Below are 25,042 nucleotides of genomic sequence, written 5' to 3'. Positions count from 1 at the left end.
GGTCAAAGGGCCGCTCCACTGAACGGCGATGGCCCCCCAGGTCAGCCCGCCGCCAAAGCCAACCATGACCACTTTGTCGCCGGGGCGCAGGCGGCCAGCCCGTGCGGCCTCGCAGGCGGTGATGGGGATGGAGGCGGTGGAGGTGTTGCCGTAGCGGTCCAGGGTGACCACGAATCGCTCCATGGGCATTTTGAGCCGTTTGGCCGCGGCCTCGATGATGCGCACATTCGCCTGATGGGGGATGACAAGGTCCAGTTCTTCGAGGGACCAGCCGGCGGCGGCAACGGCCTCGCGGGTGGCGTCGGCCATGACCCGTGTGGCAAAGCGAAACACCTCCCGACCGTTCATCCGCACAAAGTGCAGCCGTTGGGCGACGGTTTCTGCGGAGGCGGGCAGGCGGCTCCCCCCGGCCGGAATGTACAACGTCTCGGCCCCGGAGCCATCCGAGCGCATCACCCCGCTGAGCACACCGCCCGGCTCCGATGAGGCCTGAAGCACGAAGGCCCCGGCCCCGTCGCCGAACAGCACACAGGTGTTGCGATCTTGCCAGTCCACGATGCGTGAGAGGGTTTCCGTGCCGATGACCAGCACGGTATCCAGGGCCCCGCTGCGGATGGTTTGGGCGGCCATGTTCACGGCGAAGATGAAACCGCTGCAGGCCGCCGCCAGGTCGAAGGCCCCGGCACGAGTGGCGCCGATGGCGTCCTGGACGAGGGAAGCGGTGGCGGGAAAGTTGTTGTATTCCGGCGAGGAGGTGGCGACGATGATCAGATCCACCTCGTTGGGGCGTACCTGGGCGGTCTCCAGCGCCTGCAGGGCGGCGCGGACGGCCAGACTGGCAGTGGTGTCCTCCGGCCCGGCCACATGTCGCTCCCGAATGCCCGTGCGGGTGCGGATCCATTCGTCGCTGGTGTCCACCATCTGGGCCAGGTCATGATTGGTCAGCACCCGGTCAGGGACGGCCATGCCCCACCCGGTGATGTGAGCGTAGCGCATAGGGCCCTCCCGAACTTAGCCTGCGTCCCAACGGCGCAAGATGATGGTGGCGTTGTGGCCGCCGAAGCCGAAGGAATTGGACATGGCGTAGCGCACCTCGGCCCGGCGGGCCTGGTTGGGCACATAGTCCAGGTCACAGGCAGGGTCGGGGAACTCGTAGTTGATGGTGGGGGGAAGCATCCCGTCCTGGAGGACCTGCACGCAGATGGCGGCCTCCAGGGCCCCGGCGGCCCCCATGAGGTGGCCGGTCATGGATTTGGTGGAGGAAACGGGGATGGCATAGGCAGCCTCGCCGAAAACGGTTTTGATGGCCGAAGTCTCGCTTTTGTCGTTCAGGGGGGTGCTGGTGCCGTGGGCGTTGATGTAGTCGATTTCCTGGGGTTGTAGCTTGGCGCTTTGCAGGGCGTGGCGCATACAGCGGGCGGCGCCTGCGCCGTCTTCCGCCGGGGCGGTGATGTGGTGGGCGTCGCAGGTGCTTCCGTAGCCCACCACCTCGGCCAGGATGCGCGCGTCCCGGCGTTGGGCATGCTCCAGGCTCTCCAATACCAAGAAGGCCGCGCCCTCGCCCATGACGAAGCCGTCCCGCCGGGCGTCGAAGGGGCGCGAGGCCTTTTCCGGCTCCTCGTTGCGGGTGCTCAGCGCGCCGATGACCTCCATCCCGGCCAGGGCGATGGGCGTAATGGCCGCCTCGGCACCGCCGGCCAAAACCACATCGGCATCGCCGCGACGGATGAGGTGCAGGGCCTCGCCCACGGCGTTGGTGCTGCTGGCGCAGGCGGTGACCACGGCCAGATTTGGCCCCATCAGGCCGAGGCGGATGGCGATCACGCCGGGGCCGCTGTCGGCCAACATGCGGGGCACCAGAAAGGGATTGACCCGCGGCCCTTTTTCCAGCAGCGTGCGGGTCTCGTGGAACAGGGTCTCCACGCCGCCGATGCCGGTGCCCATGACCACGCCGACGCGTTCCCGGTCCACTTTGTCCAAGGGAAGGCGGGCGTGCTGCACGGCTTCCTCGGCCGCCACCACGGCGAACTGGATGAAGCGATCCATCTTTCGGGCCTCGCGCCGCCCAAAGCGGGCGATGGGGTGGTCGAAGCCCTTGACCTCGGCGGCGATGCGCACTTTGTGGGCCGAGGCGTCGAAGCGGGTGATGGGCCCGGCGCCGGAGCGACCGGCCAGCAGGTTTTGCCAGGTGGTGGGGAAATCCAGTCCCAGGGGTGAGATGGCCCCCAGACCGGTGACAACGACTCTTCGTGTAGCCATGGAATGCACTCCTGCGACTTGGGCAAAGGATGGCTTGCTTCTTGGCTGATAACACGCGAGGGAGGGAAAAGTTTTGTCCCTGACGAAGGTCACCGGGTCCACGGCGTCGTTTCGAGGAACGCCCGGATGCGACTCAGGCTTGCTTCCCAGGTAGGGTGGGCCTCGTAGCGTCGGCGGGCGGCCAGACCCATGGAAGCCAGGGTGTCCCGGTCGTGGTGCAGCCGCCGCAGCAGCGTGGCCAGGTGCGCGACGGCGTCCCCTTCTCGGGCGGGGAGCAGAAAGCCGTTTTCCCCCTCGATGACGAATTCCCAGGCGGCTCCGCGTTCGCCGGCCAGCACGGGCAGGCCAAAGCCCATGGCTTCCAGGTACACGATGCCGAAGCCCTCGTATCGCGAAGGCACGGCCAACACCTGCGCCCAGCGCAACCGGCGCCGCAGGGGCTCGTCGTCCAGGTAGCCGTGAAAGCGCACCCGGCCGCGCAGGGCGGGCCGTTGAGCAAGGCGGCGCATCCGGCGGGCGTAGCCCGAGTCGAAATGCTCGCCGCCGACTACTTCAAGGACGGCTTCCTCCGGTCGCAGGCGGGCCAGGGCCTGGAGGAGCACATGGAGGCCCTTGCGTGGGATGAGGTTGCCTAAGAAGAGCACCCGTAACGGGCCGGGTTCGTGGGCGCGGGCGCGGATGAAGGCGGGGTCGGTCTGAGGGCGCAGGCGGTCGCCGCCGGGATAGGCCACGATGTGTGGGGGCAGGGGGCTGCCCCGCAAAGAGACCACCCGGCGTTGTGTGGTCCGGCTGTTGAATACAAAAGCGTCTACACTGCGCAGGTAGGCCCGCTCGACGGCCCGGTAAAGGGGCAGCAGCGGGCGCGGGTGACGTTCGTCGCTGCGCAGATGGTGGACCAGGCTGATCAGAGGCACCTCTGGGAGCAGCGCCTTCAGCCGGCGGTTGAGCAGGAACAGCGAAGGGTGGTTGAGTTCATCCTGGATCCAGAGGTCCACCCCCGGATCCAGTAAACGGTGCACCACCTGAGGGTTGAGATTGTCCCCCAGGTGGCGGAGGTAGTTCCGCCAGGGCAGGGAGACCACGGTCACCCGGTGGCCGTGGTTTTCCAGATGCCGCACCAGCAGGCGGTCGTAAAGGTAGCCGCCGGAGGGCGTGTCCAGCGAACCGTAGATGAGCAGGCCGAGGTTAAGGGGCTTCATGGGGAGGGGGCGGCGAGGCCAAGCGCTTCCGGGCCAGGGCGATGTTGGCCGGGTCGACGTCCAGCAGCGTGTAATGCACAGACGCTTCGGTGAGGCCCCAGGCGGCCAGGCAGGCGCGGAAGGCCCGCCACACCCGGCGGTTCAGCGCGCGGTCGTCCACGGTGCGCTTGGCGGCCAGGTAGCGGAGGAAGACGGTGAGGTCGGAACGGGCTGTCATAGGGTCATCGTATAGGCGGCCCAGGCCGTCTCGTGCTCCCACAGGCGCACGGTGAGGCGGTGGAGGTTGGGGACGGCGATGTCCGGCGCCAGGGCCTGGGCGAAAATCCGGGCGAAGTGTTCCAGGCTGGGGTTCAGCCCGGCGAATTCGGGCAGGTCGTTGAGCAGATGGTCGCGGTAGCGGGCGATAAGGCGGTCCAGGGCGGCTTCCACGGCCACGATGTCCACCAGGTAGCCGTGTTCGTCCAGGGTATCGCCTTCCAGTCGTACTTCAACGCGATAATGGTGGCTGTGGGGGGCGTTTTCCGGGCCCCAGTCGCCGCCGATGAGATAGTGCTGGGCGATGAAGTCGCGCATCACGGTGAGTTGGTACATGAGGGTTACCTCGCTGTTGGTTGGTTGACTGGTTACATGGTTGCCTGGTTGGTTGGATAGGTCAGGATGACCTGGATGGCGTTTTCGGGTTGTTGGTCGAGCAGACGGTAGGCCGTGGGGGCTTCGATGAAGGGCACGCGATGGGTGATCAGGCGCTCGGCAGGGAACCTGCGCAACATCTCCCAGGCCAGGGCCAGCCGACGGGCCTTGCTCCAGCGCCCGGTGTGTTCGGGGGCCAGGGTGGTGACCTGGCTGCTCAGCAGGCGGATGCGACTGCGATGGAAGCGTCCGCCCAGGTCCAGTGCGGCGCGTTTGGTGCCGTACCACGAACCGATGACCAAGCGCCCGGCGAAGCCGGTCAGCGCGAAGGCCAGATTGAGCGCCTCGGGGTTGCCGGAGAGTTCGTAAGTCAGGTCGGCCCCATCGTATAGGTCACGCGCGCCGAGATGGGCGCGGGCGGCGTCGAGGGCGTCGGGCGCGGCAGGGTCCAGGGCCAGGGTGGCCCCCAGGGCCAGCGCGGTCTCCCGCCGCAGGGCGTACCGGTCGAAGACCACTAAGGCAGCCAGAGGGAAGCGGGCCAGCAGGGCGGTGGTGAGCAGGCCGACCACGCCCTGCCCAAGGACGACCACCCGCTCGCCGAGGAGCGGGGCGCCATCGAGCAGAAAGTTGATCGCGGTTTCCATGTTGGGCAGGAAGGCAGCGCGTTCCGGCGGGATGCCCTCCGGCACGGGGAGCAGGCTGTCCACCGCGGCGACGAAGCAGGCCTGGTGGGGCTGGAAGGCGAAGACCCACCGCCCGGCCCAGGAATCATCAACCCCTGCGCCCAGGTCGGTCACCTGCCCCACGGCAGCATAGCCGTACTTGAGGGGATAGGCCAGCGGCCCGGCGAGGGCTTCCAGGGCCTCGTCGGCGGCCAGCCCCTGGGGCATCTGCCCGCGGTAGATGAGCATCTCCGTGCCGGGGCTGATGGCCGAAAGCCGCGTGCGCACGCGCACCTGACCAGGGCCGAGGGCGGGGCAGGGCTCACGGCGCAGGGTTACCTGGCCCGGGGCGGTGAAATAGAGGGCCTCGTTGAGTGGGGATGTGACTGCTCGTTGACCCACGATGCTCCTTTTACCGCAAAAACAAAGTGCTCAGCAAAATGATCAGGTTGGTCAGGGTGAATCCCACCCCCATAGTCCATTGGAGCAGGGAGAGCCGTTTGTCCATGGCATCGAAGCGTTGATCCACCGCCTGAAAGCGAGCATCGCTCTCACGTTGGAGGGCTTCAAAGCGTTGGTCCATGGCTTCAAACCGGGCATCCATCTCGCGCTGGAGAGCCTCGAAGCGCTTGTCCATGGCTTCAAAGCGTTTTTCCATCGCCTCGAAGCGTTGGTCCATGGCCTCGAAGCGGGCGTTCGTCTCACGTTGCAGAGCCTCGAAGCGCTTTTCCATGGCCTCAAAGCGTTTCTCGATGGCCTCAAAATGGGCCAGTTCGATTTCGCGCAGGGCTTTGAGGCTTTCTTCCAGACGAATCACCCGTTCCATGAGGGAGAGTTCCCGGGCGCGCAGTTCGTTTTCCCGGATGAATTCTTCCACCGTCTCGCGCACGGTCTTGCGGAGCAGTTGGCGAAACTCTGCGCTTTGCAGGTCGATGGGCGATGAGGACATAGGTACCTCCTGGAGGACGCTCGTCCAAAGGCGGCGAATTCAGTATACCATGGGGCAGGCGGCTTTACTGCGCTCCAGCCATTCGTCCCCAAAGGACCAGGTCGCGGCCAAGACGGGTCACCTTCCAGTCAGGGCTCAGGCCGGGGAAGGCTTCCACGCTTTGTGGATGCGGCTCGCGCGGGGGCAGGGGGGCGATGGCTGGCACGCCGCCCACGAAATAGGGCACGATGGTCAACAGGACCCAATCGACCAGTCCGGCTTTGAGGAAGGCGGTGAGCACCCGACGACCACCTTCGACCATTAGGCTGCGCACGCCCTCTTCGTATAGCCACGCCAGGAGCGCGGGGAGGGAAACGCCCTCCCCGTCCCGCGGCAGACGAACCATTCGGGCGCCCTGGGCGCGCAAAGCCGCCTCGCGCTCCTGAGGGGCCTCGGGCGTGGTGGCCAACAGGCAGCCGCGGGGATGGCGCAGCACCCGCGCGGTGGGCGGTGTGCGTAGGTGCGAATCCAGCACCACGGGTAAAGGGTGCGGCCCGCCGACCCGTCGCGCGGTCAGTTTGGGGTCGTCGGCCAGCACAGTGCCCACGCCCACCAGGATGGCGTCATGGGCGGCACGCAGGCGATGGGTGAGGTGTTTGGTTTCGGGGCCGCTCAGCGTCAGCGGGGCGTCGGGACGGTAACTGATGCTCCCGTCCAGGCTCTGGGCGTAGGTCAGGGTGACCAGAGGCCGCCCATGGGTGGGGCAATCCCTCATCGAGGCGCGGATCTCCGCCACAGGGTCCGGAACCTGGGGAGCGGGCTCAGGCCTCATCGGCGGATTCCTCCTGGGCGTGGAGGGAAAGGGCGCCGAGGTCCAGCAAATGCTTCATCCGGCGGGCTTTGGTCTCCAGATAGGCGCGGTTTTCTTCGTGCACCGGAGCGACCACAGAAACCCGCTCCTTGACGGGCATCCCCCAGCGTTCTAGGCAGGCAATTTTCTCGGGATTGTTGGTCAGCAGGCGCACTGAGCGCACGCCTAAATCCCGCAGGATGGCCAAGCCCACATCGTACTCGCGCTCGTCGGCCTGATGGCCCAAAATCAGGTTGGCCTCCACCGTGTCGTACCCCTGGTCCTGCAGGTTGTACGCCTTCAGTTTGTCCAGCAGGCCGATACCGCGTCCTTCCTGGCGCAGATAGACGATCACCCCCCGGCCTTCGGCCGCGATGCGCTCCATGGCCAGATGCAGTTGTTCCCCGCAATCGCAGCGCCGTGACCCCAGCACATCGCCGGTAAAGCATTCTGAATGGATGCGCACGAGCACCGCTTCGCCGGTGACATCACCCATCACCAGCGCCAGATGTTCCTTGTCGTCCTTGTTGTTGTGGTAAAGGCAGAGTTGAAACGTCCCCTCTTGGGTGGGAATGCGTGCGCAGACCATTCGTTGAACCTGAACTTCCATGCAGAACCTCCATTGGATTTGCCGAGTGAAGAAGAAAAGGCTTGGATAGCCTGGAACCCGATCCGATGAGCCAGGAACAGGCCCACGCTCCCTATGGTGACATCCCGAAACCGGATCACCAGGGCCAACGCCAGGCCCAAGGCGGGAGTATAGCCCAGGGGGTTGCCGGCCAACACCAGCCCGGCTTCCAGCGCGCCCAGCCCGCCGGGCAGCAGGGGGAGCAGGAAGGCCAGCCGGGCTACGGTCATCAGGACGAGGGTTTGGGGCAGAGAAAGGGCCAGGCCCAGGCCGGATGTCATCAGGGCATACTCGGTCATTAAGGCCAGCCAAATGGGGAGAGAGAAGACCAGTCCCCAGAAGACGACCCGGCGACGGCGGCAGATGTTTTGGGCGGCGGCTTCGGTTTGAGCCAGGCCCCGGGTCAGCCGGGCCAGGAAGGGCAGCCGCGCGCTCCACCGGCTCAGGGGTGAGGCCCCCCGACACACGAAGACCAGATAGCCGCCAGCGAGGGCGGTCCACCCCGCGGCGCCGACCATAAGCCCCCTGCGTGCTGCGGGATCGAACAGGCCCAGCCGACTCAGGGCCAGGGCGCCCACCAGCAGAAAGCCGAAATTGCCCACCAGTTCGAAGAGTTTGTCCAGCGCCACACTCGCCGTGGCCTGAGCCAGGGGCACCCCTGCGTTGCGGTACAGGGCGAACACCTGTAGCGGCTCGCCGCCGAATTGGGAGCCGGGGGTGAAGTAACTCACACTGAAGCCGGCCAGGCGGTAGGCCATCAAACGGCCCCATGAAACGGGAAACCCGGCCACGCGCAGCAGCCACCACCAGCGCAGGACGAACAGCCAGAGAATGAGCAGGTTGAGGGCCAGCAGTGCAGCCAGCGTCCCCGGAGGAAAACGCCGCAACACCTGCCAGGTGGTGTCCCAGGGGACCTTCGTCGCCGCCCAGGCCAGCAACGCTAACAGCAGCAGGCCGCTTAGCGTTTTGCGCAAGGGCAGAGTTTTCATCGCTTTGCATCTACTATACACCCATTTTTGACTTTTGGAGCGCTTTTTGGGGTGTTTGATGAGCACTTTTCCCTCATCCCTTGACGGGTGGTTGGACTCCCGCTCGGGTGAGGAAAAAACGCTCGTCAGGCGCCCACAGACAGGCTGCCCCGCCGCCATAGAAGGCTATTGCCGTGAGGCCTGCTGAGAGCAGGGCGGTGATAGGGCTCAGCGGCAGCCCCGCCGCCCAGGCCGCCCCAAAGGTCAGCAGGCCGCCCAGGGCCGCCAGGCGGGGGAGGACGCCCAGGGCCAGCAGCCCGACCAGCAGGCTGCCGCTCCACCGGAGCCAGCCAGAGAGAGGATGGCTCCAGAGGAGCGCCCCCAGCCCGGCGGCGCTCAGCAGCCGCACCAGGGCATACGCTGCGCCCAGGAGAGGCTTCTCATGGGGCGCGGAGGTGGACCTGGGGTGGATCACCCACAGCGCGTCTCTGAGAAAACCCGCGGCGAAGGGGATGAAGAACCATACGCCCACCAGCGTCAACGCCTGGGGCGGAAACACCGGCCACAGCGCCACGGCGAGGAAACCCATCATCAGCCCGGCGTTGGCGCGGCGTTGCGGCTCGGGCGGGAGGGGCTGGGGAGAGCGGCCCAAAGCACGCAGCCCGGCTTCCCAGAGCAGGAAGGCGTAGCGCGCCAGCCCCACGCTCAGGTACCACCAGGGCAGGCGGCCCAAGACCACGGCCAGGGCCGAGGCCACCAGCACACCCAGGCCGTCCACCATCAGGTCCAGCCGCTGGCCCAGCAGCGAGGCGCGCCGAGTGCGGCGGGCGAGGAACCCGTCCCACCAGTCGCTCAGGGCCACGAAGGTGTACAGGGCGCCGGGCACCCACCCCTGCGCCGTGCGGGGGCAAAAGAACCCCAGCAGGAGGGCGACGGCCAGCCCCCGGAGCAGGGTTAGGCCGTTGGCTGCGCCAAAGGTGGGGTAAAGCGGCGTGTCAGAAGCAGGGCGGTTTTCGCCCAGGTGCCGGAGGGTATAAGCCAGCAGGTAGAGCACGCCCAGGGCGCTCAGGGCTAGCCAGCACGGCGCACCGGCCGGCGCCACATGTCGCTGCCAGAGCCCCCCGACGAGCAGGGCGGCCAGGGCGACAAGCATCTCGAATCGCAGGTCACGATAGGTCACAGGGCGCATCCTTTCCGGTTATCGCTCTGAGGCGGTGGGTTTGAACTTCTCGCCTTTGCGGTAAATGGAGCGGATCTTCTCCATGATGCCGGGGATGCGGATGCCGCGGGGGTGGTAGGCGGGCAGGTCGTCCGGATGGACGCCCCAGCGGGCCACCAGTTGCCGCATGAGGAGGGAGTACAGCCCCTCGTGGTGCAGCCGGGGTGCGTTCAGATCGGGCAACATGCCGGGGATCAGCCCGTAAGCGGTGAAGCCCTCCACAAAGGCAGGATCGCGGGCGATGATGTGCACGATGGTATCGTAGCCATCCCACGGCCCGGAGACCAGGGGCGGCTGGTGGTCGCCAATCAGGATGAAGACATCGTCCGGCCTGGCGTGGCGAATGAAGTCGGCCAGCACCGTCCAGTCGTATGCGACAGCCTGCATGTAAGCTTCGGTGCGGCTGAGTTTGGGATGGGACTTGGGGTCGTCGATGTTGGGGTCGTTGAGGTCGCGCCAGTCGTCCACCACGGGCGGCACGGGAGCGAAGTAGTAGTGGGTGTTTTGCGTGAGAAAGAACACGAAGTTGGGTCTGGGCGGCTGTTGAGCCAACCAGTGGCGCAGAAAGCCCAAGGTGTACTGATCGGGTGGGGAGGGCCCCCAACTGTACTCAGGGCCGTAATAATCCAGGTCGGCAAAGGTGAGCCACACATCGGGGCCGTAGAAGCGCTGGTTGGCCGCCTGATAAGCGGGGTTCAGTTTGCGGTTGATGGGCACCACCCAGGTAAAGCGATAGCCCTGGCTCTGGAGGTAGCGCCCTAAGTGAGGATAAGGGGTGTTTTGAAAGCCGTACTTGAGCGCCAGGTATTGCGGTTGCTGGGCGAGGCGCACGCCGCACAGCATGCTGGTATAGGCCATCCAGGAGCCCCCACCCCAAACTGGCGAGCGGCTCAGCCCGGTGGCCATATGCCAGCCCGCGCTGGCCAGTTCGCGCTGCACCCGCGCCATGAGGGCCTCGTACCGGGGGCGGAAAACGGGGTCGGTGACCAGCACGCTGCCGTAGGATTCCAGGAAAAACAGGTAGATGTTGGGGTGCTCCGCCAGGGTGTAGCGACGATAGTCATAGGTCGCGTAAGGCGAGACCTGTTGCATGACCTTCACCCGCTCGTGGGTGCGCCGGGCGCGCTGGAGGTTGGCCCTGACCTTGAGGGCGAGGCTGGCCACTTCGCCCTCAGGGGTGGCGGCGTCCTGGGGGTACATCAGGGCATAGCCCAGCGCTAACAGGGCGAGCAGCAGAAAGGCCCGACGGGAGAAGGGCATCAGTTTTTCGGGCAGGCCGGCCGCAAAGGGGATGCCCGTGAGGTGATACAACAACGCCAGGAGGAGGAAAGGCCCCAAAACCCCGCCTGCGACGAGCCACCAGGGCAGGCTGAGGCTGTCCAGCACGAAGCCGATGCCCCCGGCCAGAAACGCCCAATCGTTGACGAAGTCGGGGCGGTTGTGATAGAGGCCCACCACCACGGCCTCATAGGATTGGTATACCAGGAAGGTGAGCAGCAGGGCAAAGGCCACCCAGCGAAAAACACGGCGGGTGCGGGGTGTTCGCAGGCGGGGGAGGTTCACCCAAAGGGTGATCAGTCCCAGCCACTCCAGCCCGAATCGCCAAAGGTCGTAGTTTTGCCGCGTGCGCAGGCTGGTCCACCTCGCCACATCGGGGAAGAAGGTGTTGCCTGGCCAAGTGATGAGGTAAAGGGGGGCGAAAAGCAAGAGGTTTCCCCCCAGCACGGCTAGCCAGAAAATAAAGTCATTCTTGATTTGTAATCGAAACAAGGATTTCACGGCGCTCATTATACCCCGTTTTGTGGTTTTGGCAAGACCTGCTTTGAGGTTTGGAAGTGAGTTGGCACCAGACGCTGCGCTGCGCGAGGCCCGCGCCATGAGCGGGTGCGCGGGTCGTTGTGTCGTAGGTCGTGGCGTCGTTGGTCGTTATTCCACAGGGTTGGGCTTTGAAAGGCGATGGCCCTGGCCTGAGCCCGCCGAAGGCCCTTGCCTAAACCTGCCGAAGGCCTGACGCCGCTTTGATTCGCCGCGCCCGACGCGGCCAGGCCCTCGGAGCCAGGGCTCCGAAAAACAAAGGGGCCCTTTTGGTACAATTGAAGCAACCCTTTGATGCAACCTTTGTCCTGCCAGGAGGAGAGGAATGGACCTAAATCAAGGGCAACGCTTCTCGGAAATTGACACCCAGAACATGCTGGGTGAAATCGACGGCCTGCCCGACCAGTTGTGGCAGGCCTGGAAATTGGGCCAGGCCCTGCCTTTGCCGGATGCAGCGGGTGTGCAGCGGGTGATCATTGCCGGGATGGGCGGCTCGGCCATCGGGGCCGACCTGCTCAACGCCTACATCGCCCCCCTCTGTCCGTTGCCGGTGGCGGTGTGGCGCGATTACGAGTTGCCCGCCTGGGCCGAGGGGCCGGAGACCCTGGTTATCGCCTCGTCCCATTCGGGCAACACCGAGGAAACCCTTTCGGCCTTCGAGGTGGCGCGCACCCGGGGCTGTCGCCTGGTGGCCGTGACCACGGGCGGGCAGTTGGCCGCCCGGGCCGATGAAGCCGGGGCCACGCTGTGGCGCTTCGAGCATCGCGGCCAGCCGCGGGCCGCCGTGGGCTACTCCTTTGGGCTGTTGCTGGCCCTCTTCGCCCGCCTGGGATGGGTTCCTGACCCCGAGCGAGAGTTGGCCGACGCGGTGGAAACGATGAAAACCCAGCAGGCCAACCTGCGCGCCGAGGTGCCGGTGACGCAAAACCCGGCCAAGCGGCTGGCGGGGCAGTTGATGAACCGCTGGGTGGCCGTGTTCGGCAGCGGGCTTTTCGCTCCGGTGGCCCGCCGCTGGAAGGGGCAGGTCAGCGAGATCGCCAAGGCCTGGGCGCAGTTCGAGTTTTTGCCCGAAGCGGATCACAACACCTTGGCAGGCATTCTGAACCCTGAGCCCCTCTTCGCCCAGGCGATGATGCTGTTCCTCACTGGCTCCACGGAGCATACCCGTAACCAGTTGCGCGTGGAGTTGACGCGCAAGGCTTTCATGGTGGAGGGCCTGAACACCGATGTGATCACCGCCCCTGGCGAGACGCGCCTGGCCCAGCAGTGGGCGCTGCTGCATTGCGGCGATTATGTGGCCTACTATTTGTCCATGCTTTACGAGACGGACCCCACTCCGGTGACGGCCATTGAGGGCTTCAAGGCGGAACTCAAGGCGGCTTCGGCCTGAACCCTTCCCCGTGTCTCTCTTTTGGCGATCCAACCTGTGCGTTGGGTCGCCGTTTTTATGTGCCGGGCATGGACTTTCCCAGCGCTGCGACCACCGTGCGGATTTCTTCCAGCACAAGGGGGATGTCGGCTTCCGAAGTGCGGTAAGAGAGAAAGGCTGCTCGCAGGACGGTCTGTCCCCTGAGGCGGGTTGAGGCCAGGAACACCTGGCCTCGCTTCTGGACCTCTCGGGCCAGCGCCGCGTTTAGCGGGTTGAGCGCCTCCCTGGAGAGCCTTTGTTCCCCGGTGCCCCGATAGCGAAAGGTGACGATGCCCAGGGGTACCGGAGCCAGCAATTCAAAATCCTGAGCCTTTTTGACCATTTCGGCGAATCGTTGCGCCAGCCGAAAGGTCTCGGCCATGGCCTGGCGGATGGCGTCGAAGCCGTAGATTTTCAGGGTGAGGTAGATTTTCAACGCCCGGAACATGCGGGAGAGTTGTGGGCCGTAATCCCGGAAGTGGAAGTGGGGGTCCTCGCCCAGGCCGGGCAGGTAATCGGCGCTGATGCGGAAGGTGGCGGGGAGCCAACGGGGGTCCCGCAGCAGCACGGCGCCGGCCTCAAAGGGGACAAAGAGGGTTTTGTGGGGGTCGATGGTGAGCGAGTCGGCCAGGGGCAGGCCGCGGGCCAGGTGCGCATAGCCAGGGATGGAAGCCACGATGCCGCCGTAGGCGCCGTCCACATGGAGCCAGACGCCCTCCTCGGCGCACACCTGTGCCAGGGCGACCAGGTCGTCACAGGCGCCGGTGTTGGTGGTGCCCAAGGTGGCGATCACGGCCATGGGCTGTCTTCCGGCGTGGCGGTCGGCGCGGATGGCCTCGCGCAGGGCGTCTGGGTCCATGCGGAAGGCCTCGTCGGTGGGGACAAAGTGGAGCGCCCGGCGGCCCAACCCTATCATCTCCACGGCCTTGATCACGCTGTAGTGGCTCTGGTCGGTGAGGTACACGGTGAGGTCGGGGGCGTGGCGCAGGCCCTCCTGGCGCACCTGGGGGAAAGCGGCCTGGCGGGCGGCCAGGAGGGCGATGAAGTTGGCCATGGAGCCGCCGGAGGTGAGGAGGCCGTCGGCGGTAGGGGCGAACCCGGCGATTTCGCGTAGCCAGCGAACCACCAAGCGCTCGGCCTCGGTAGCCGATGGGGCCCCCTGCCACACGGCCACCGACTGGTTGAGGGCGGCGGCCAACGCCTCGGCGAACACCGCCCCGGCCAGCGGCGAGGTGCGCACCCAGGCGAAGAAGCGGGGGTGGCCGATGCGCACGGCGTTGGCGGCGATTTTCTCCTCGAAGTCGCTCAACGCCCGGTCGACGCCCTGGCTTTGGTAGGGCACGGGTTCGTCCAGCAGGCGCTGCAGGGCCTGGGCGTCCAGGCCCTCCGGCGTGATGCGTGTTGTGGACAAGGTGCTCAGATAGCGGGTGACGAAGGCCGTCACCTGTTCGCCCAACTCACGAATGGCTTCGGGGGAGAGTTCCAGATTGCGCATGGGGGTATTGTACTACCAACTCACGCCCCAACAAGTTTCAACGCCTCCCTCGCTGCCTCTATCGTGGCTTCGATCACCGCGTCGTCATGAGCCAGGCTGACGAAGCCGGCCTCGAACTGAGAGGGGGCCAGGTACACCCCGCGTTCTAGCATGGCCCGGAAGAAACGGGCAAAGCGCGCGGTGTCGCTGGTTTTCACCGTCTCCCAATCGCGCACCGGCGTCTCGGTGAAGAAGACGGCGAACATCGTCCCCACACGGGTTTGCTGCACCGGCACCCCCGCAGCGCGGGCCGCTGCGCCGATGCCCTCGGTCAGGCGGCGAGCCGCAGCCTCCAGGCGTTCCCACACCCCCGGGCGTTGCAGCACCCGCAAGGTGACGATGCCCGCCGTCATGGCCAGCGGGTTCCCCGAGAGCGTACCCGCCTGGTACATCGGCCCCACCGGCGCGACCATCTCCATGATGTCGCGCCGCCCGCCGTAAGCGCCCACCGGCAGCCCGCCGCCGATGACCTTGCCCAGGGTGGTCAGGTCGGGCGTCACCCCGTAGAGCGCCTGCGCGCCACCGGGATGCACTCGCCATCCCGTCATCACCTCGTCAAAGATGAGCAGCGCGCCGTGTTGGCGGGTGATCTCGCGCAGGCCTTGTAAAAAGCCCTCCACCGGCGGCACCACGCCCATGTTCCCGGCCACCGGCTCGACGATCACGGCGGCAATTTCCTCGGGATACTGCTTGAATAGGGCGCGCACGCTCTCCAGGTTGTTGTAGCGCGCCACCAGGGTATCCTGGGTGGCTCCGCGCGGCACCCCAGGGGAATCGGGCAGGCCCAAAGTCGCCACGCCAGACCCGGCCTGCACCAGCAACATGTCCGCATGGCCGTGATAGCAACCCTGGAACTTGACGATTTTGTCCCGCCCGGTGTATGCCCGCGCCAGGCGCAGCGCGCTCATGGTGGCTTCGGTGCCCGAGTTGACGAAGCGAATCATCTCGATGGAAGGGAAGAAAACGCGCACCAACTCGGCCAACTCCACTTCCAGCGGGCTGGGCGCGCCATAACTGGTGCCTCGGGCCACCGCCTGCTGCAAGGCCTCGACCACCTCCGGATGGGCGTGCCCCAAAACGAGGGGCCCCCACGAGAGCACATAGTCGATGAACCGATTGCCGTCCACATCGTACAGATAAGGCCCTTCGCCGCGCTGAATGAACAACGGCTGTCCACCCACCGCACGCAAGGCCCGCACCGGCGAATCCACCCCGCCGGGCAGTACACGCTGGGCTTTTTTGAACCATTCAATGGATTGGGCAATGCGCATAGGAACCTCCGGGGGATGCGAGTTGTGAAGGGCGAGTTGGAGATGGCCAACGACGGCCTAATTCCTAACTCCTAATTCCTAACTCCCTCACCGCCTCTCTCCCTGAGCGAATGCAGTCGGGAAGGCCAATGCCGCGATAGGCGTTACCCGCCAGCGCCAGGCCGGGCCAGCGGGTCAGCGCCTGCTCGATGCGGGCCAGGCGCTCCAGATGGCCCAGGTTGTATTGCGGCATGGCCCGCGGCCAAAGGAAGACGCGCTGCAGCACCGGTGGTGCGGTGATGCCCAAAGTCTGGCGCACTTCTCGCCGGGCCACTTCCAGCAACCCGGCCTCGTCCCAGGGTAGGTCATCCTCCTGACCGGCGCGGCCGATGAACACCCGCAGCAACGCGTACCCCTCCGGCGCGCGGTGGGGGAATTTGGTGGAGCTCCAGGTGCAGGCCAACGCTGCCCGTCCCTCCTTGCGGGGGATGACATAGCCGTAGCCATCCAGAGGGCGCGGCAGGTCGCTGGCGCGGTATGCCAGGGAAACCGTGGCCGTGGTCACATACGGAATCTCCCGTAGCGGGGCGGCTAGGTTAGGTGCTAGGTCGGCCACCAGAGCGGCTGTGACATACGCTGGGGTCGCCAGCACCACCCTCTGGGCCGGAACCAACCCCTCTGGGGTCTCCAGCGCGTACCCCCGAGGTCCGGCCTGGACCCGCAGGACGGGCACCCCCACCCGGAGTTGCACCCCCTCCCGGTGCAGAAAGTCCACCAGGGCTTCCACGATCTCGGCCAGTCCGGTGGTAGGGGTAAGAAAGGCGCTACGGGAGCCTGGGGCGCGGCGGCCCATTTTCCGGCGCATGGCCAAAGCGCCGCGAATCAGGCCACCGTGCTGGCGCTCCAGTTCACGTAAGTAGGGGAAAGTGGCCAACACACTGAGGCGGTCGCCATCGCCGGCGTAGATGCCGCTCATCAAGGGTTCGATAAGCCGCTCATAGGCCGCCCGTCCCAGGCGACGGCTGACGAAAGCGCCCAGGCTCTCATCGCCCTCATCGCGCCGGGGCGGGAGGAAGAAATCGAGCCCCATGCGGGCCTTCTGCGGCCAGGTCAGCAGGCGGGTGCGCAGCATAGGGCCAAAGCGGGTGGGAATCATCATGGTCAGGCCGTCGGGCAACGGCTCCAAACGTCCACGGTGGAGCACATAGGTGGCCCGTTGATGGGGATTGGTACCGTGCAACCGCTCGGCGAGGTCCAGTTCGCGGCAGAGTTCCACCGCCCAGGGTTTGGTGGCCAGGAAGGTATCCGGCCCGCCCTCGATGACGAAGCCGTCCACCCGCTCGGTGGTGATTTTGCCGCCCAGGCGCGGCGTGGCCTCGTAGAGCACGATCTGGCTCGGTGACCATCCTTGCTCCCGGGCGAGCAGCGCCGCCTGATAAGCGGCCGCCAGACCGGCGATCCCCCCACCGACGATGGCATAGATGAAAAGGGGTGAGGGTTTCGTTGGAGATGGGAAAGGCGAAGTCATGAAGTACCTCAATCGGTTGATGCCAATGCAACTTAGGAAGCCGTCCGCTCGTGCACCATCTCGACCACGGCCCGCACGGCCTCGACAGGCGTGTCGGGTAGAATGCCGTGGCCCAGGTTGAAGATGTGCCCTCGGCGGGGCGCGCGGCGCAACACCTCGTCCACCTGCTCACGGAGCACCGGCAGCGGCGCGAACAGGGCGACGGGGTCCAGGTTGCCTTGCAAGGCCACTCCCTCGCCCAAACGGGCCGCCGCGCGATCCAAAGGCTCGCGCCAGTCCACGCCGATGACTGTCCCCCCCGCCTCGCGCATGGCCTCCAACAGATGACCGGTGCCCGTGCCGAAGTGAATCACTGGCACGCCGGTGTCCATCGCGGCCTGCAACACCCGTCGGGAGTAAGGCAGCACATAGCGCCGGTAGTCCGACAAACTGAGCGCGCCCACCCAGGAATCGAACAACTGCACGGCCTGGGCACCGGCTTCCACTTGAGCCACTAGATAGGCAGCCAGCGCATTGGCCAGTTTGTCCATCAGCGCCTCCCATACTGCTGGCGCAGCGTACATCATCCGTTTGGTGGTCCGATAATGTCGTGAGGGGCCCCCTTCCACAATATACGAGGCCACGGTAAACGGCGCACCGGCGAAACCGATGAGGGCCACCGGCTTCCCTTCCAGCGCCCGACGCACCAGGCGTACAGCTTCCAACACATGCCCCAAATCGCTCACTGGGTCGGGCACCCGCAAACGAGCCACATCCGCTGCCGTGCGCACCGGCTCATGGATGACCGGCCCGCGGCCAGGGACGAACTCCAGGCGCAGTCCCATTGGCTCCACGGGGAGCAGGATGTCGGCAAACAGAATGGCTGCGTCCACGCCCAGCGCCTCTACTGGCTGCAATGTGACTTCGGCAGCCACCTCCGGGCGGCGGGTGATCTCCAGCAGACTATAACGAGCACGGATGGCGCGGTATTCGGGCATGTAACGCCCGGCCTGCCGCATGAACCACACCGGCGTAGCGTCCACCGGTAAACCCTGACAAGCCCGCAGAAAGCGCAATTGCGGTTCGTTGGCCATACGCTCTCCTCTACGCCTCACCTAAAACGATACGCTGGACATGCGGGGTCAACCCTTCAGGGCGATATTCCCCACGTCGGATGGCCTCGGCTACCAGCACGCACCCGGGGTCACTGGCCAGATAATCGCCAAACACACCGTAGGCCCGGCCACGCTGGCCGCCGCACACCTCGCGGTACTTACAGGTGCCACATGGTCCCTTCAGTTTGTCGGGATCCCGTAAGTCGCGGAAGAGGGAGCTGTGGCGATAGACCTCTACCACATGGTCGCGCCGCACGTTGCCCGCGGCAATGGGAAGAAAGCCCGAGGGTTCAATATCACCCACATGGGAGATGAAGAGAAAGCCTTTGCCGTCGTTGACCCCTTTCGGCGCTCGATGCAGGCCGTCGGCATACTGAAACCCGGCCCCCTGAAAGGCAACCGGTGCGTCGCCGCCCAACTCGGCCCGCCGCCGTTCGATGGCCACCCGGCGGTACATGGGCGCCGCTGTGGCTTTGATGTCAAAGGGGGCCGTTTTGGAAAGATCGTACAGCCAGTTGAACACCCGCTCGTGTTCCTCGGCAGAAATCATCCAGGGTACCTGCGCACGGCCCGTGGGCACCAGAAAGAAGACCGACCATTGTACGGCCCCTACTTCTTCCAGAAAGGGCACCATTTCAGGCAAGATGTCCACATTGTGCCGCGCTACGGTGGTGTTGACCTGCACACTCAGCCCCACCTCGCGAGCTCGTTTAAGGATATCCATGGTGCGCTGCCAGGAGCCGCCCACTTTGCGGAAATCGTCGTGCACCGCGGGGCGCGGAGCGTCCAGGCTGAGCGCCACGCGCCGGATACCCGCTTCGCGTGCTTTCTTCAGCCGTTCCAACGTGGGCAGCGCCGTCGCCGTGGGGGTCAACGCACAGCGCAGGCCTTTTTCGGTTGCGTAGGCGATCAAATCGAATAAATCGCGGCGCATCATTGGGTCGCCGCCGGTGAAGATGAGGATGGGCCGCGTGCCGAACTCGGCCAACTGGTCGATGAGCCGGAAGGCTTCTTCTGTGGTCAACTCATCGGGATGCCGCTGTGGCTGGGCATCGGCACGGCAATGCACACAGGCATACGCGCAGGCCCGGGTGACCTCCCAGGCGATGGTAAAGGGGGACTGATCGAAGTCCACCTGAGGGTAACGCCGGTCCCGCTCCTGGCGTTCCCGCGCCGCATCGAGGGAAAGGTTGGCATATGGTTGGGGTTTTTGAGCCATTGCTCCTCCGTCTGGTATGGAGTTTGGCAAATAAATCCCAGGACTTCGCCCAAGGAATGGAGAGCGATGAACATCTCGGTAGAGGGGATCCAAAAGGTCATTGCTGGCCTACCGCCCGAAGAACTGGCAACTGGTCGGTGCGCATTGGTCGGCGCTATCGCGCTTTGAGCGTTGATGTCCCGGAAGAGTTCCTTTGGTTTTGGATCAGTACCCATGCCGAAGACGATGAAATAATCAAATCGGGTGAGAGCAGAGGGGGGTCAGCCCAACCACCGCGTCGCGTCCTTCGCGTGATAAGTCAAAATCAAATCTGCTCCGGCACGCTTGATGGCCGTCAGCGCCTCCAACACCACACGGCGCTCGTCCAGCCAACCGTTGGCCGTTGCGGCCTTGATCATGCTGTACTCGCCGCTCACATTGTAGGCCGCCAACGGCACCTCGGGGAAAGCGTCCTTCACCCGTCGAATCACATCCAGGTAGGGCAAGGCCGGCTTGACCATGAGCATATCCGCGCCTTCGGCCACATCAATGGCCGCTTCTTTCAACGCTTCGGCCGCGTTGGCCGGGTCCATCTGATGGGAACGCCGGTCGCCGAACCTGGGTGGCGATTCCGCCGCATCGCGAAACGGCCCGTAGAAGCCCGAAGCGTACTTCACGGCATAGGAAAGAATGGGAATGTGCTCAAAGTGCGCGTCGTCCAAGACTCGCCGGATGGCCTGCACCATACCGTCCATCATGCCGCTGAGGGCGACCACATCGGCCCCGGCTTCAGCGTGGGAGACGGCCACTTGCCCCAATACCTCCAGCGTGGGGTCGTTGAGCACAAACCCTTCCGGCAGATGCGCGTGCGGCTTCGGTGTGCCCAGATTGAGCACGCCACAGTGGCCATGGTCCGTGTACTCGCACAGGCATACATCGGTGATCACGACCATCTCGGGCACCGCCTCCTTGATGGCCCGCACGGCCTGTTGTACGATCCCGTGCGCGTCGTAATTCTCCTCCCCGATGGGGTCCTTATGGGCGGGAATCCCGAACAAGATGACCGCAGGAATGCCCAAAGCCCACACTTCCCGGACCTCAGGGGCCAGTTGGTCCACCGAGAGTTGGTACACCCCCGGCATGGAGGGCACTTCCCTCCGGATCCCGCGGCCATGTCGCACAAACAAGGGGTAGATGAAATCCCCTGGGTTGAGTTCGGTCTCCCGGACCATCCGGCGCAGCGCGGGGGTCTGGCGCAAGCGCCGTGGTCGGGCCGTGGGGAAGACGGGGAATTTGCTCATGGTGAGACCTCCAGGGTTGTGCGAAGTGAGAAGTGCGATGTGCCCAGTGCCAAGTGCGGTGTGCGAAGTCAGGTGTCGGATGTGGCCAGCCGGACGAGAGTGTCGGCCAGCCCTTCGGCGGTGTAGGGCCTGGCCACAGCCGCGACAACGAAACCGAGCTGCCGGGCGGCTGCGGCGGTGATCGGGCCGATGCACACCACGCGAGGCGCACCAGGCAGGTCCAACGGATCCAGGTCGGCGCGCCGCACCAGGTCCACAAAATAACGCGCCGTGGAGGGGCTGGTGAAGGTGAGATAGTCCACACCACGGCGCAAAGCGGACCATGCGGAGGGCGACGGCTGCCCCGGCACGGTTTCGTATACGGGGATCTCGTCGGCCTGCCCGCCGGCCCGACGGATATACTGGGGCAGGGCCTGACGCGCCTGCGCCGCCCGTAACAGCAACACCCGCCGCCCTCGCAAATCGCCCAGACCGGGGAGGATGGCCTCAGCCACATACTCAGCAGGCACAAAAGCGGGCGAGACACCTCGATGGCGCAACGCTGCCGCCGTCTTGGGGCCAATGGCCGCCACCTGAGCCGTCTGCAACCCCGCTGTCTTGTCCAACTGGAGGGCCCGCTCCCAGGCGATGCGCACGCCGTTGACGCTGGTGAACACCACCCAATCGTAGTCGGCCAACCGCTCCAACGCCGCATCCAGCGCCGGGTTGGGCGCTATCGGTCGGATGGCGATGGCAGGGAATCTCACCGGAGCAAAGCCGTGCTCGTGCAGCAGGGCCACCAACTCGGTGGCCTGCTCCCGCGGGCGAGTGACAAGGACTTGTGGGTTGCTGTCAAAGGGTGACTTCACTTTACGCAAAGCCGGGGCTACCTGGTTGGTTTTTCTCAAGAGGTTCCCTCGCGTGTATCTGGGTAGGCGTTGGGCGTTCATACCAGGGATGATGTAATTGAAATCGCGCGACGCTTTTCCCGTGCCTTGGTAGCCTGATCTGGGGCGATGGAGAAAAAGCGTATTGTATGGACGGCTTACATGCGGTACCGCGCCACATTGCGCGGTTTCGATCTGCAGCGTATTGAAGAAAATCGTGCGGTATAGTCCTGAACGCTACCTGGATACGGCTCCAGGGCGCTGGATCGCTATGGGCGACATGGAAGGCAATTGGTGGTCGTGCCCTACGAACTTCTGCCAGATGCCATCCTTCCGGTAACGGTTCATGTCACCACGCGCCAACAGATCACATCCCGTTTGCGGAACGGGAGGCACGTCTATGACGCATGAAAAGAAAACGCCTCGCTCGAAATACTTTGCCGAAGAGGACATTCTGCACCTTGCGCTTTCCGAAGGGCCGGAAGCCAACAGTGTTGAACTGACGCCGAACATCATTGCCGAACTCGGCGATCAGGGGGAACTCATCGGTATCGAGATTTTGAATGCCAGCACCCTTTTACGGGACACCTTGCTGGAGAGCGTCCAAGCCAAAATGCTCCAGTTAGCCGCGTAATTTTCACAGGAACCGGGTTCACCCTGACTTACCCCAACCATTGTCGTGCCCCTTGGGCCAGTGCCTGCTCGGCTAAAGCGCGCCCCAAAGCGGCAGGCTCGGCGCCTTCCATCTGGCCGCGCCAAAAGCCACTGCCATCGGTGGCGCCCACGAAGCCGGTCAGGCGCAAGCGCTCCGGCGCCACCCATTGGGCGTAGGCGGCCACGGGCACCGCACAGCCTCCGCCCAACGCAGCCAGGAAGGCGCGCTCCGCCGCGACCGCCGCACGGGTGGCAGCGTCGTCCACCGCCTGTAACAGGCGCAGCGTGGCCCGGTCGTCGGCGCGGCATTGCACGGCCAGCGCCCCTTGGCCCGGCGCGGGTAACACGACCTCCAACGGCAGCCATTGGGTCACATGCCCGGTCAATCCCAGCCGGGTCAGGCCGGCGCCGGCCAGCACAATGGCGTCGTACTGCTTGGAGAGGGCTTTGCGCACGCGGGTGTCCACATTGCCGCGCAGGGGGCGGATGTGCAGGTCCGGTCGCAGGGCCAGCAACTGCGCGGCCCGGCGCAGGCTGGAAGTGCCCACCACAGCGCCCTGGGGCAACGTCGCCAGGGTGTAGCCGTGCGCCGAGACCAAAGCGTCGCGCACTTCAGCCCGGGCGGGCACCGCCCCCACGGTCAAACTGGGCGGTATGGCGGTGGGCAAATCCTTCAACGAGTGCACCGCCGCGTGTACCCGACCGCTCAACAGCGCCGCTTCCAGTTCCTGGGTGAACAGGCCCTTGCCGCCGATTTCAGGAAGCGGTCGGTCGAGCACCCGGTCGCCCCGGGTCACGATGATCTCCTCGCGGCAGGTCAAGCCGGGATGCGCGTCCTGCAACGCCCGGATGACCCAGTGGGTCTGCCAGCGTGCCAGGGCCGAAGGTCGGGTGGCGAAAACGAGGGTGGGCGTGGTGTCCATAAGGCTTCACGATAAGGGGGTGAGCGATACCGTTTGGGAGGCTTCTTGGGGTTAGGAGGGGGATGAGGATTCGGCCTGGGAAGATAAGGTTTCCAGACCAAACAGGCGCCGGGCCACAGAGGCGGTTTCGGCGGCATGGGAACCTAAGGCCGCCTCTTTGAGCGTCATTGTGGGGGCGTGGAGCAGTTTCTTGGTCAGGGCTTTGGTCAGCGCATCCAGGCGGGCGCGGTCGGCCTCGCTCAAGTGAGGCATTTTGCGCAGGGTGCGTTCCAGTTCGGCTTTACGGATGGCCTCGGCCTGTTCGCGCAACGCCCGGATGATCGGCGCCACATCCAAGGTGCGCAGATAGGCCATAAAGGCGGCGTGTTCCTCGGCCAGGATGGCTTCCACCTGGGGGATGGCGGCACGACGGGCGGAGAGCGCGTCTTCCAGATGGTGTTGCAGGGCGTCCAGGTCGTACAGAGCCACCCCAGGCAACGTGCCTACATCGGCGTCCACATCACGGGGAAGGGCGATGTCCAGCAAAACGAGAGGGCGCCCTTGGCGTGCGGGCAGGATTTCGATGACATGGCGGCGGTGAATGAGGGTGTGAGGTGCGCCGGTCGAGGCGATGACAATGTCGGCCCAGGCCAACCCGTCCAGGAGGTGCTCGAAAGTCGTGGCCTCGGCCGCCCAACGCTGAGCCAGAGCCTGGGCGCGGCTCAGGGTGCGGTTCATCACCCGTAGGCGGGTGACGCCGCGTTTGCGCAGGGCTTCGGTGGCTCGCTCGGCCATTTCACCCGCACCCAGCACCAGCACCCGGGTGGTGGCCAGATCGGGCACCTTTTGGGCGGCCAAGTGCACGGCCATAGAAGCGACTGAGACCGGGTTGTGGCTGATGGTCGTCTCGGTGCGGGCGCGTTTGCCGGCGTGAATGGCGGCCTGGAACAGTCGGCCCAGCACCACCCGCACGGTGCCTTGACTGCGGGCCAGTTCCCAGGCGCGGGTTACCTGGCCCAGGATTTGCGGCTCGCCCAGCACTAACGAATCCAGCCCGGCAGCCACCCGAAACAGATGCGCCACGGCCTCCCCATCGCGGTAACGATACAGATGGCCCTGAAGTTGTGCGGGCGACAGGCCTTTGGTGTCGGTCAGGAAAGACTCCAGCACGGCAAAGACATCTTCGGCGGGGGAAACGGCGTAGATTTCGGTGCGGTTGCAGGTGGAAAGGATGACCATCTCGGAGACCTGTGCCGGGCGGCTGCCGTTGGTCCCACAGCCCAGACGGGATAGTGCGGCGCGGATCTCTTCTTCGGAAAAGGCGATTTGCTCGCGCAAGGCAAGGTCTGCGGTGCGGTGATTGAGTCCCAGGCAGAAAATGTGCGGCGGCATAATGCCCTCCTTGGCGGGCAACGTCAACGGGATTCAGAAGCCTCTTCTTCGGGGGCGTTTTGACGGGATTTCAGGGCCTCGCGCCGTTTCCGTTTTTCCTGGCGAAAGATTTCGACCCCATCCCAAAACACCGTGACGGCGGTAATCCCCACCACGGCGGAAAGTGTTTTCCCGGGCAGCAGGCTGCTATAGCCCAGGAGCGCCAGCCCTAGGGCCACGAGCGGCCATCCAGGGCGTGTGCCGAACTGGGCGTGGAGGCGTCGTACTAGCACATGGCCGAAGCCAATCGTGGCGAAGGTGGTCACCGCCAGCACGGGACCGGCCCACGAGCGGCCAGCCACGAAGACGGCCCCCAATAGCAGAGCCAGCGGCGGCAAAAACCAGCGGATGGAGAGGCCTTGCTTGGAGCGTCGCTTGCGGGGGTTGGCTGGGAACAGCCCCTGAGCCACCCGCTGTTCCTGATCCGGGAGTTCGGTGGCGCCCCATGCAATGGAGCCTCCCAGGATGCCCAGGAGGGCCGAGCCCCAAAACGACGGAATGAAGGCGGCGCCAAGGGCAAGCCCTATCCCCAGGGCCAGGACCCCCTTCCAGATGTGGGCTCCGAGGTGGTATTCCACCTTGATGACCCACAGGAAGCCCACCCCGATGGCGAAAAGCATGAAAAGACCGGTAAGGAGACCTGTTTCATTCACAATTTCACTATATCCTTTTTTCCTCGGGGGCGAAAGAGAAATTTCCGAGGTTTTGGATAAAAGTT

At 65.2% G+C, this 25,042-nt stretch carries 24 protein-coding genes; 2 read left to right on the top strand and 22 right to left on the bottom strand.

Annotation, left to right across the window (positions count from 1 at the left end):
• The 12 genes from G4O04_07410 to G4O04_07355 form a co-directional block, all read right to left on the bottom strand.
• On the bottom strand, positions 1–996 hold a 996-nt coding region (locus G4O04_07410; GenBank protein HEY58344.1), incomplete at its 3' end, for a ketoacyl-ACP synthase III.
• 15 nt (positions 997–1,011) lie between these two features.
• Positions 1,012–2,259 (bottom strand): beta-ketoacyl-ACP synthase II, encoded by a 1,248-nt coding sequence (fabF, locus tag G4O04_07405; protein ID HEY58343.1) that lies wholly within the window; start codon positions 2,257–2,259, stop codon positions 1,012–1,014.
• Positions 2,260–2,348: 89 nt separating this feature from the next.
• Entirely contained in the window at positions 2,349–3,458 is a 1,110-nt protein-coding gene (locus G4O04_07400; GenBank protein ID HEY58342.1) for a glycosyltransferase family 4 protein, read from the bottom strand.
• Entirely contained in the window at positions 3,445–3,675 is a 231-nt protein-coding gene (locus tag G4O04_07395; GenBank protein ID HEY58341.1) for a hypothetical protein, read from the bottom strand. Before G4O04_07395 ends, G4O04_07400 begins: the two co-directional genes overlap by 14 nt.
• A complete protein-coding gene (locus G4O04_07390; GenBank protein ID HEY58340.1) occupies positions 3,672–4,049 on the bottom strand; it encodes a 6-carboxytetrahydropterin synthase in 378 nt (125 codons plus the stop codon). Before G4O04_07390 ends, G4O04_07395 begins: the two co-directional genes overlap by 4 nt.
• Positions 4,050–4,081: 32 nt before the next feature.
• Complete coding sequence (locus G4O04_07385) at positions 4,082–5,152, bottom strand: oxidoreductase (GenBank protein ID HEY58339.1); 1,071 nt, start codon at positions 5,150–5,152, stop codon at positions 4,082–4,084.
• Positions 5,153–5,162: 10 nt separating this feature from the next.
• Positions 5,163–5,699, bottom strand: a complete 537-nt coding sequence (locus G4O04_07380) for a hypothetical protein (protein HEY58338.1) — start codon at positions 5,697–5,699, stop codon at positions 5,163–5,165.
• Between the two features lie 64 nt (positions 5,700–5,763).
• On the bottom strand, positions 5,764–6,510 hold the full coding sequence (locus G4O04_07375; GenBank protein ID HEY58337.1) for a RibD family protein: 747 nt from the start codon (positions 6,508–6,510) through the stop codon (positions 5,764–5,766).
• Positions 6,500–7,138 carry a GTP cyclohydrolase II gene (ribA, locus tag G4O04_07370; protein HEY58336.1) on the bottom strand — a complete coding sequence of 213 codons (639 nt, stop codon included), beginning with the start codon at positions 7,136–7,138 and terminating at the stop codon, positions 6,500–6,502. The genes G4O04_07375 and ribA overlap by 11 nt, the downstream gene beginning before the upstream one ends.
• Positions 7,024–8,145: a flippase-like domain-containing protein gene (locus G4O04_07365; protein HEY58335.1), complete on the bottom strand. Its 1,122-nt coding sequence runs from the start codon at positions 8,143–8,145 to the stop codon at positions 7,024–7,026. The genes ribA and G4O04_07365 overlap by 115 nt, the downstream gene beginning before the upstream one ends.
• A 73-nt stretch (positions 8,146–8,218) precedes the next feature.
• Entirely contained in the window at positions 8,219–9,304 is a 1,086-nt protein-coding gene (locus tag G4O04_07360) for a CDP-alcohol phosphatidyltransferase family protein (GenBank protein HEY58334.1), read from the bottom strand.
• Between the two features lie 18 nt (positions 9,305–9,322).
• Complete coding sequence (locus G4O04_07355) at positions 9,323–11,122, bottom strand: hypothetical protein (protein HEY58333.1); 1,800 nt, start codon at positions 11,120–11,122, stop codon at positions 9,323–9,325.
• A gap of 361 nt (positions 11,123–11,483) precedes the next feature.
• Between G4O04_07355 and G4O04_07350 the strand changes: the two genes are divergently transcribed.
• A complete protein-coding gene (locus G4O04_07350) occupies positions 11,484–12,548 on the top strand; it encodes a bifunctional phosphoglucose/phosphomannose isomerase (protein HEY58332.1) in 1,065 nt (354 codons plus the stop codon).
• Between the two features lie 55 nt (positions 12,549–12,603).
• Here G4O04_07350 and G4O04_07345 read toward each other — a convergent pair whose 3' ends face one another.
• From G4O04_07345 to G4O04_07315, 7 genes are all read right to left on the bottom strand, one after another.
• Complete coding sequence (locus G4O04_07345) at positions 12,604–14,061, bottom strand: aminotransferase class I/II-fold pyridoxal phosphate-dependent enzyme (GenBank protein HEY58331.1); 1,458 nt, start codon at positions 14,059–14,061, stop codon at positions 12,604–12,606.
• A 20-nt stretch (positions 14,062–14,081) separates the two neighbouring features.
• Positions 14,082–15,371: a glutamate-1-semialdehyde 2,1-aminomutase gene (hemL, locus tag G4O04_07340; GenBank protein HEY58330.1), complete on the bottom strand. Its 1,290-nt coding sequence runs from the start codon at positions 15,369–15,371 to the stop codon at positions 14,082–14,084.
• 64 nt (positions 15,372–15,435) lie between these two features.
• The gene (hemG, locus tag G4O04_07335; GenBank protein HEY58329.1) at positions 15,436–16,878 is read right to left on the bottom strand and encodes a protoporphyrinogen oxidase; all 1,443 of its coding nucleotides are present in this window, start codon (positions 16,876–16,878) and stop codon (positions 15,436–15,438) included.
• Positions 16,879–16,910: 32 nt separating this feature from the next.
• Positions 16,911–17,951, bottom strand: coding sequence for a uroporphyrinogen decarboxylase (gene hemE / locus G4O04_07330; GenBank protein ID HEY58328.1), 1,041 nt, complete (start codon positions 17,949–17,951; stop codon positions 16,911–16,913).
• A gap of 10 nt (positions 17,952–17,961) precedes the next feature.
• Positions 17,962–19,191, bottom strand: coding sequence for a TIGR04053 family radical SAM/SPASM domain-containing protein (locus G4O04_07325; GenBank protein HEY58327.1), 1,230 nt, complete (start codon positions 19,189–19,191; stop codon positions 17,962–17,964).
• A 260-nt stretch (positions 19,192–19,451) separates the two neighbouring features.
• Positions 19,452–20,471, bottom strand: a complete 1,020-nt coding sequence (gene hemB, locus G4O04_07320; protein ID HEY58326.1) for a porphobilinogen synthase — start codon at positions 20,469–20,471, stop codon at positions 19,452–19,454.
• A 68-nt stretch (positions 20,472–20,539) separates the two neighbouring features.
• Positions 20,540–21,358 carry a uroporphyrinogen-III synthase gene (locus G4O04_07315; protein HEY58325.1) on the bottom strand — a complete coding sequence of 273 codons (819 nt, stop codon included), beginning with the start codon at positions 21,356–21,358 and terminating at the stop codon, positions 20,540–20,542.
• Between the two features lie 379 nt (positions 21,359–21,737).
• On the opposite strand from G4O04_07315, the gene G4O04_07310 reads away from it, so the two are divergent.
• Positions 21,738–21,971, top strand: coding sequence for a DUF2283 domain-containing protein (locus tag G4O04_07310; GenBank protein ID HEY58324.1), 234 nt, complete (start codon positions 21,738–21,740; stop codon positions 21,969–21,971).
• A 28-nt stretch (positions 21,972–21,999) separates the two neighbouring features.
• Here the strand turns inward: G4O04_07310 and hemC are convergent, their stop codons facing one another.
• Genes hemC through G4O04_07295 form a run of 3 tightly spaced genes read right to left on the bottom strand, consistent with a single transcriptional unit; the run spans position 22,000 to position 24,977 of the window.
• Positions 22,000–22,914 (bottom strand): hydroxymethylbilane synthase, encoded by a 915-nt coding sequence (hemC, locus tag G4O04_07305; protein HEY58323.1) that lies wholly within the window; start codon positions 22,912–22,914, stop codon positions 22,000–22,002.
• 51 nt (positions 22,915–22,965) lie between these two features.
• Positions 22,966–24,285 carry a glutamyl-tRNA reductase gene (locus G4O04_07300; GenBank protein ID HEY58322.1) on the bottom strand — a complete coding sequence of 440 codons (1,320 nt, stop codon included), beginning with the start codon at positions 24,283–24,285 and terminating at the stop codon, positions 22,966–22,968.
• Positions 24,286–24,308: 23 nt separating this feature from the next.
• Positions 24,309–24,977: a DUF4491 family protein gene (locus G4O04_07295; protein HEY58321.1), complete on the bottom strand. Its 669-nt coding sequence runs from the start codon at positions 24,975–24,977 to the stop codon at positions 24,309–24,311.
• Positions 24,978–25,042 lie beyond the last annotated feature (65 nt).

The sequence above is a fragment of the Anaerolineae bacterium genome, assembly GCA_011176535.1.
Classification (GTDB): Bacteria; Chloroflexota; Anaerolineae; order Anaerolineales; family DRMV01; genus DUEP01.
The sequence above is the reverse complement of the archived record's forward strand: the minus strand, read 5'-3'. Positions and strand labels throughout refer to the sequence as shown.

What these genes read in the sequence shown, in the direction of transcription:
- G4O04_07400 (HEY58342.1), bottom strand. Translation starts at nt 3,458, where the DNA reads ATGAAGCCCCTTAACCTCGGCCTGCTCATCTACGGTTCGCTGGACACG.
- G4O04_07395 (HEY58341.1), bottom strand. Translation starts at nt 3,675, where the DNA reads ATGACAGCCCGTTCCGACCTCACCGTCTTCCTCCGCTACCTGGCCGCC.
- hemE (HEY58328.1), bottom strand. Translation starts at nt 17,951, where the DNA reads ATGGCCAACGAACCGCAATTGCGCTTTCTGCGGGCTTGTCAGGGTTTA.
- G4O04_07380 (HEY58338.1), bottom strand. Translation starts at nt 5,699, where the DNA reads ATGTCCTCATCGCCCATCGACCTGCAAAGCGCAGAGTTTCGCCAACTG.
- hemL (HEY58330.1), bottom strand. Translation starts at nt 15,371, where the DNA reads ATGCGCATTGCCCAATCCATTGAATGGTTCAAAAAAGCCCAGCGTGTA.
- fabF (HEY58343.1), bottom strand. Translation starts at nt 2,259, where the DNA reads ATGGCTACACGAAGAGTCGTTGTCACCGGTCTGGGGGCCATCTCACCC.
- G4O04_07300 (HEY58322.1), bottom strand. Translation starts at nt 24,285, where the DNA reads ATGCCGCCGCACATTTTCTGCCTGGGACTCAATCACCGCACCGCAGAC.
- hemG (HEY58329.1), bottom strand. Translation starts at nt 16,878, where the DNA reads ATGACTTCGCCTTTCCCATCTCCAACGAAACCCTCACCCCTTTTCATC.
- hemC (HEY58323.1), bottom strand. Translation starts at nt 22,914, where the DNA reads ATGGACACCACGCCCACCCTCGTTTTCGCCACCCGACCTTCGGCCCTG.
- G4O04_07325 (HEY58327.1), bottom strand. Translation starts at nt 19,191, where the DNA reads ATGGCTCAAAAACCCCAACCATATGCCAACCTTTCCCTCGATGCGGCG.
- G4O04_07375 (HEY58337.1), bottom strand. Translation starts at nt 6,510, where the DNA reads ATGAGGCCTGAGCCCGCTCCCCAGGTTCCGGACCCTGTGGCGGAGATC.
- G4O04_07350 (HEY58332.1), top strand. Translation starts at nt 11,484, where the DNA reads ATGGACCTAAATCAAGGGCAACGCTTCTCGGAAATTGACACCCAGAAC.
- G4O04_07310 (HEY58324.1), top strand. Translation starts at nt 21,738, where the DNA reads ATGACGCATGAAAAGAAAACGCCTCGCTCGAAATACTTTGCCGAAGAG.
- ribA (HEY58336.1), bottom strand. Translation starts at nt 7,138, where the DNA reads ATGGAAGTTCAGGTTCAACGAATGGTCTGCGCACGCATTCCCACCCAA.
- G4O04_07390 (HEY58340.1), bottom strand. Translation starts at nt 4,049, where the DNA reads ATGTACCAACTCACCGTGATGCGCGACTTCATCGCCCAGCACTATCTC.
- G4O04_07345 (HEY58331.1), bottom strand. Translation starts at nt 14,061, where the DNA reads ATGCGCAATCTGGAACTCTCCCCCGAAGCCATTCGTGAGTTGGGCGAA.
- hemB (HEY58326.1), bottom strand. Translation starts at nt 20,471, where the DNA reads ATGAGCAAATTCCCCGTCTTCCCCACGGCCCGACCACGGCGCTTGCGC.
- G4O04_07365 (HEY58335.1), bottom strand. Translation starts at nt 8,145, where the DNA reads ATGAAAACTCTGCCCTTGCGCAAAACGCTAAGCGGCCTGCTGCTGTTA.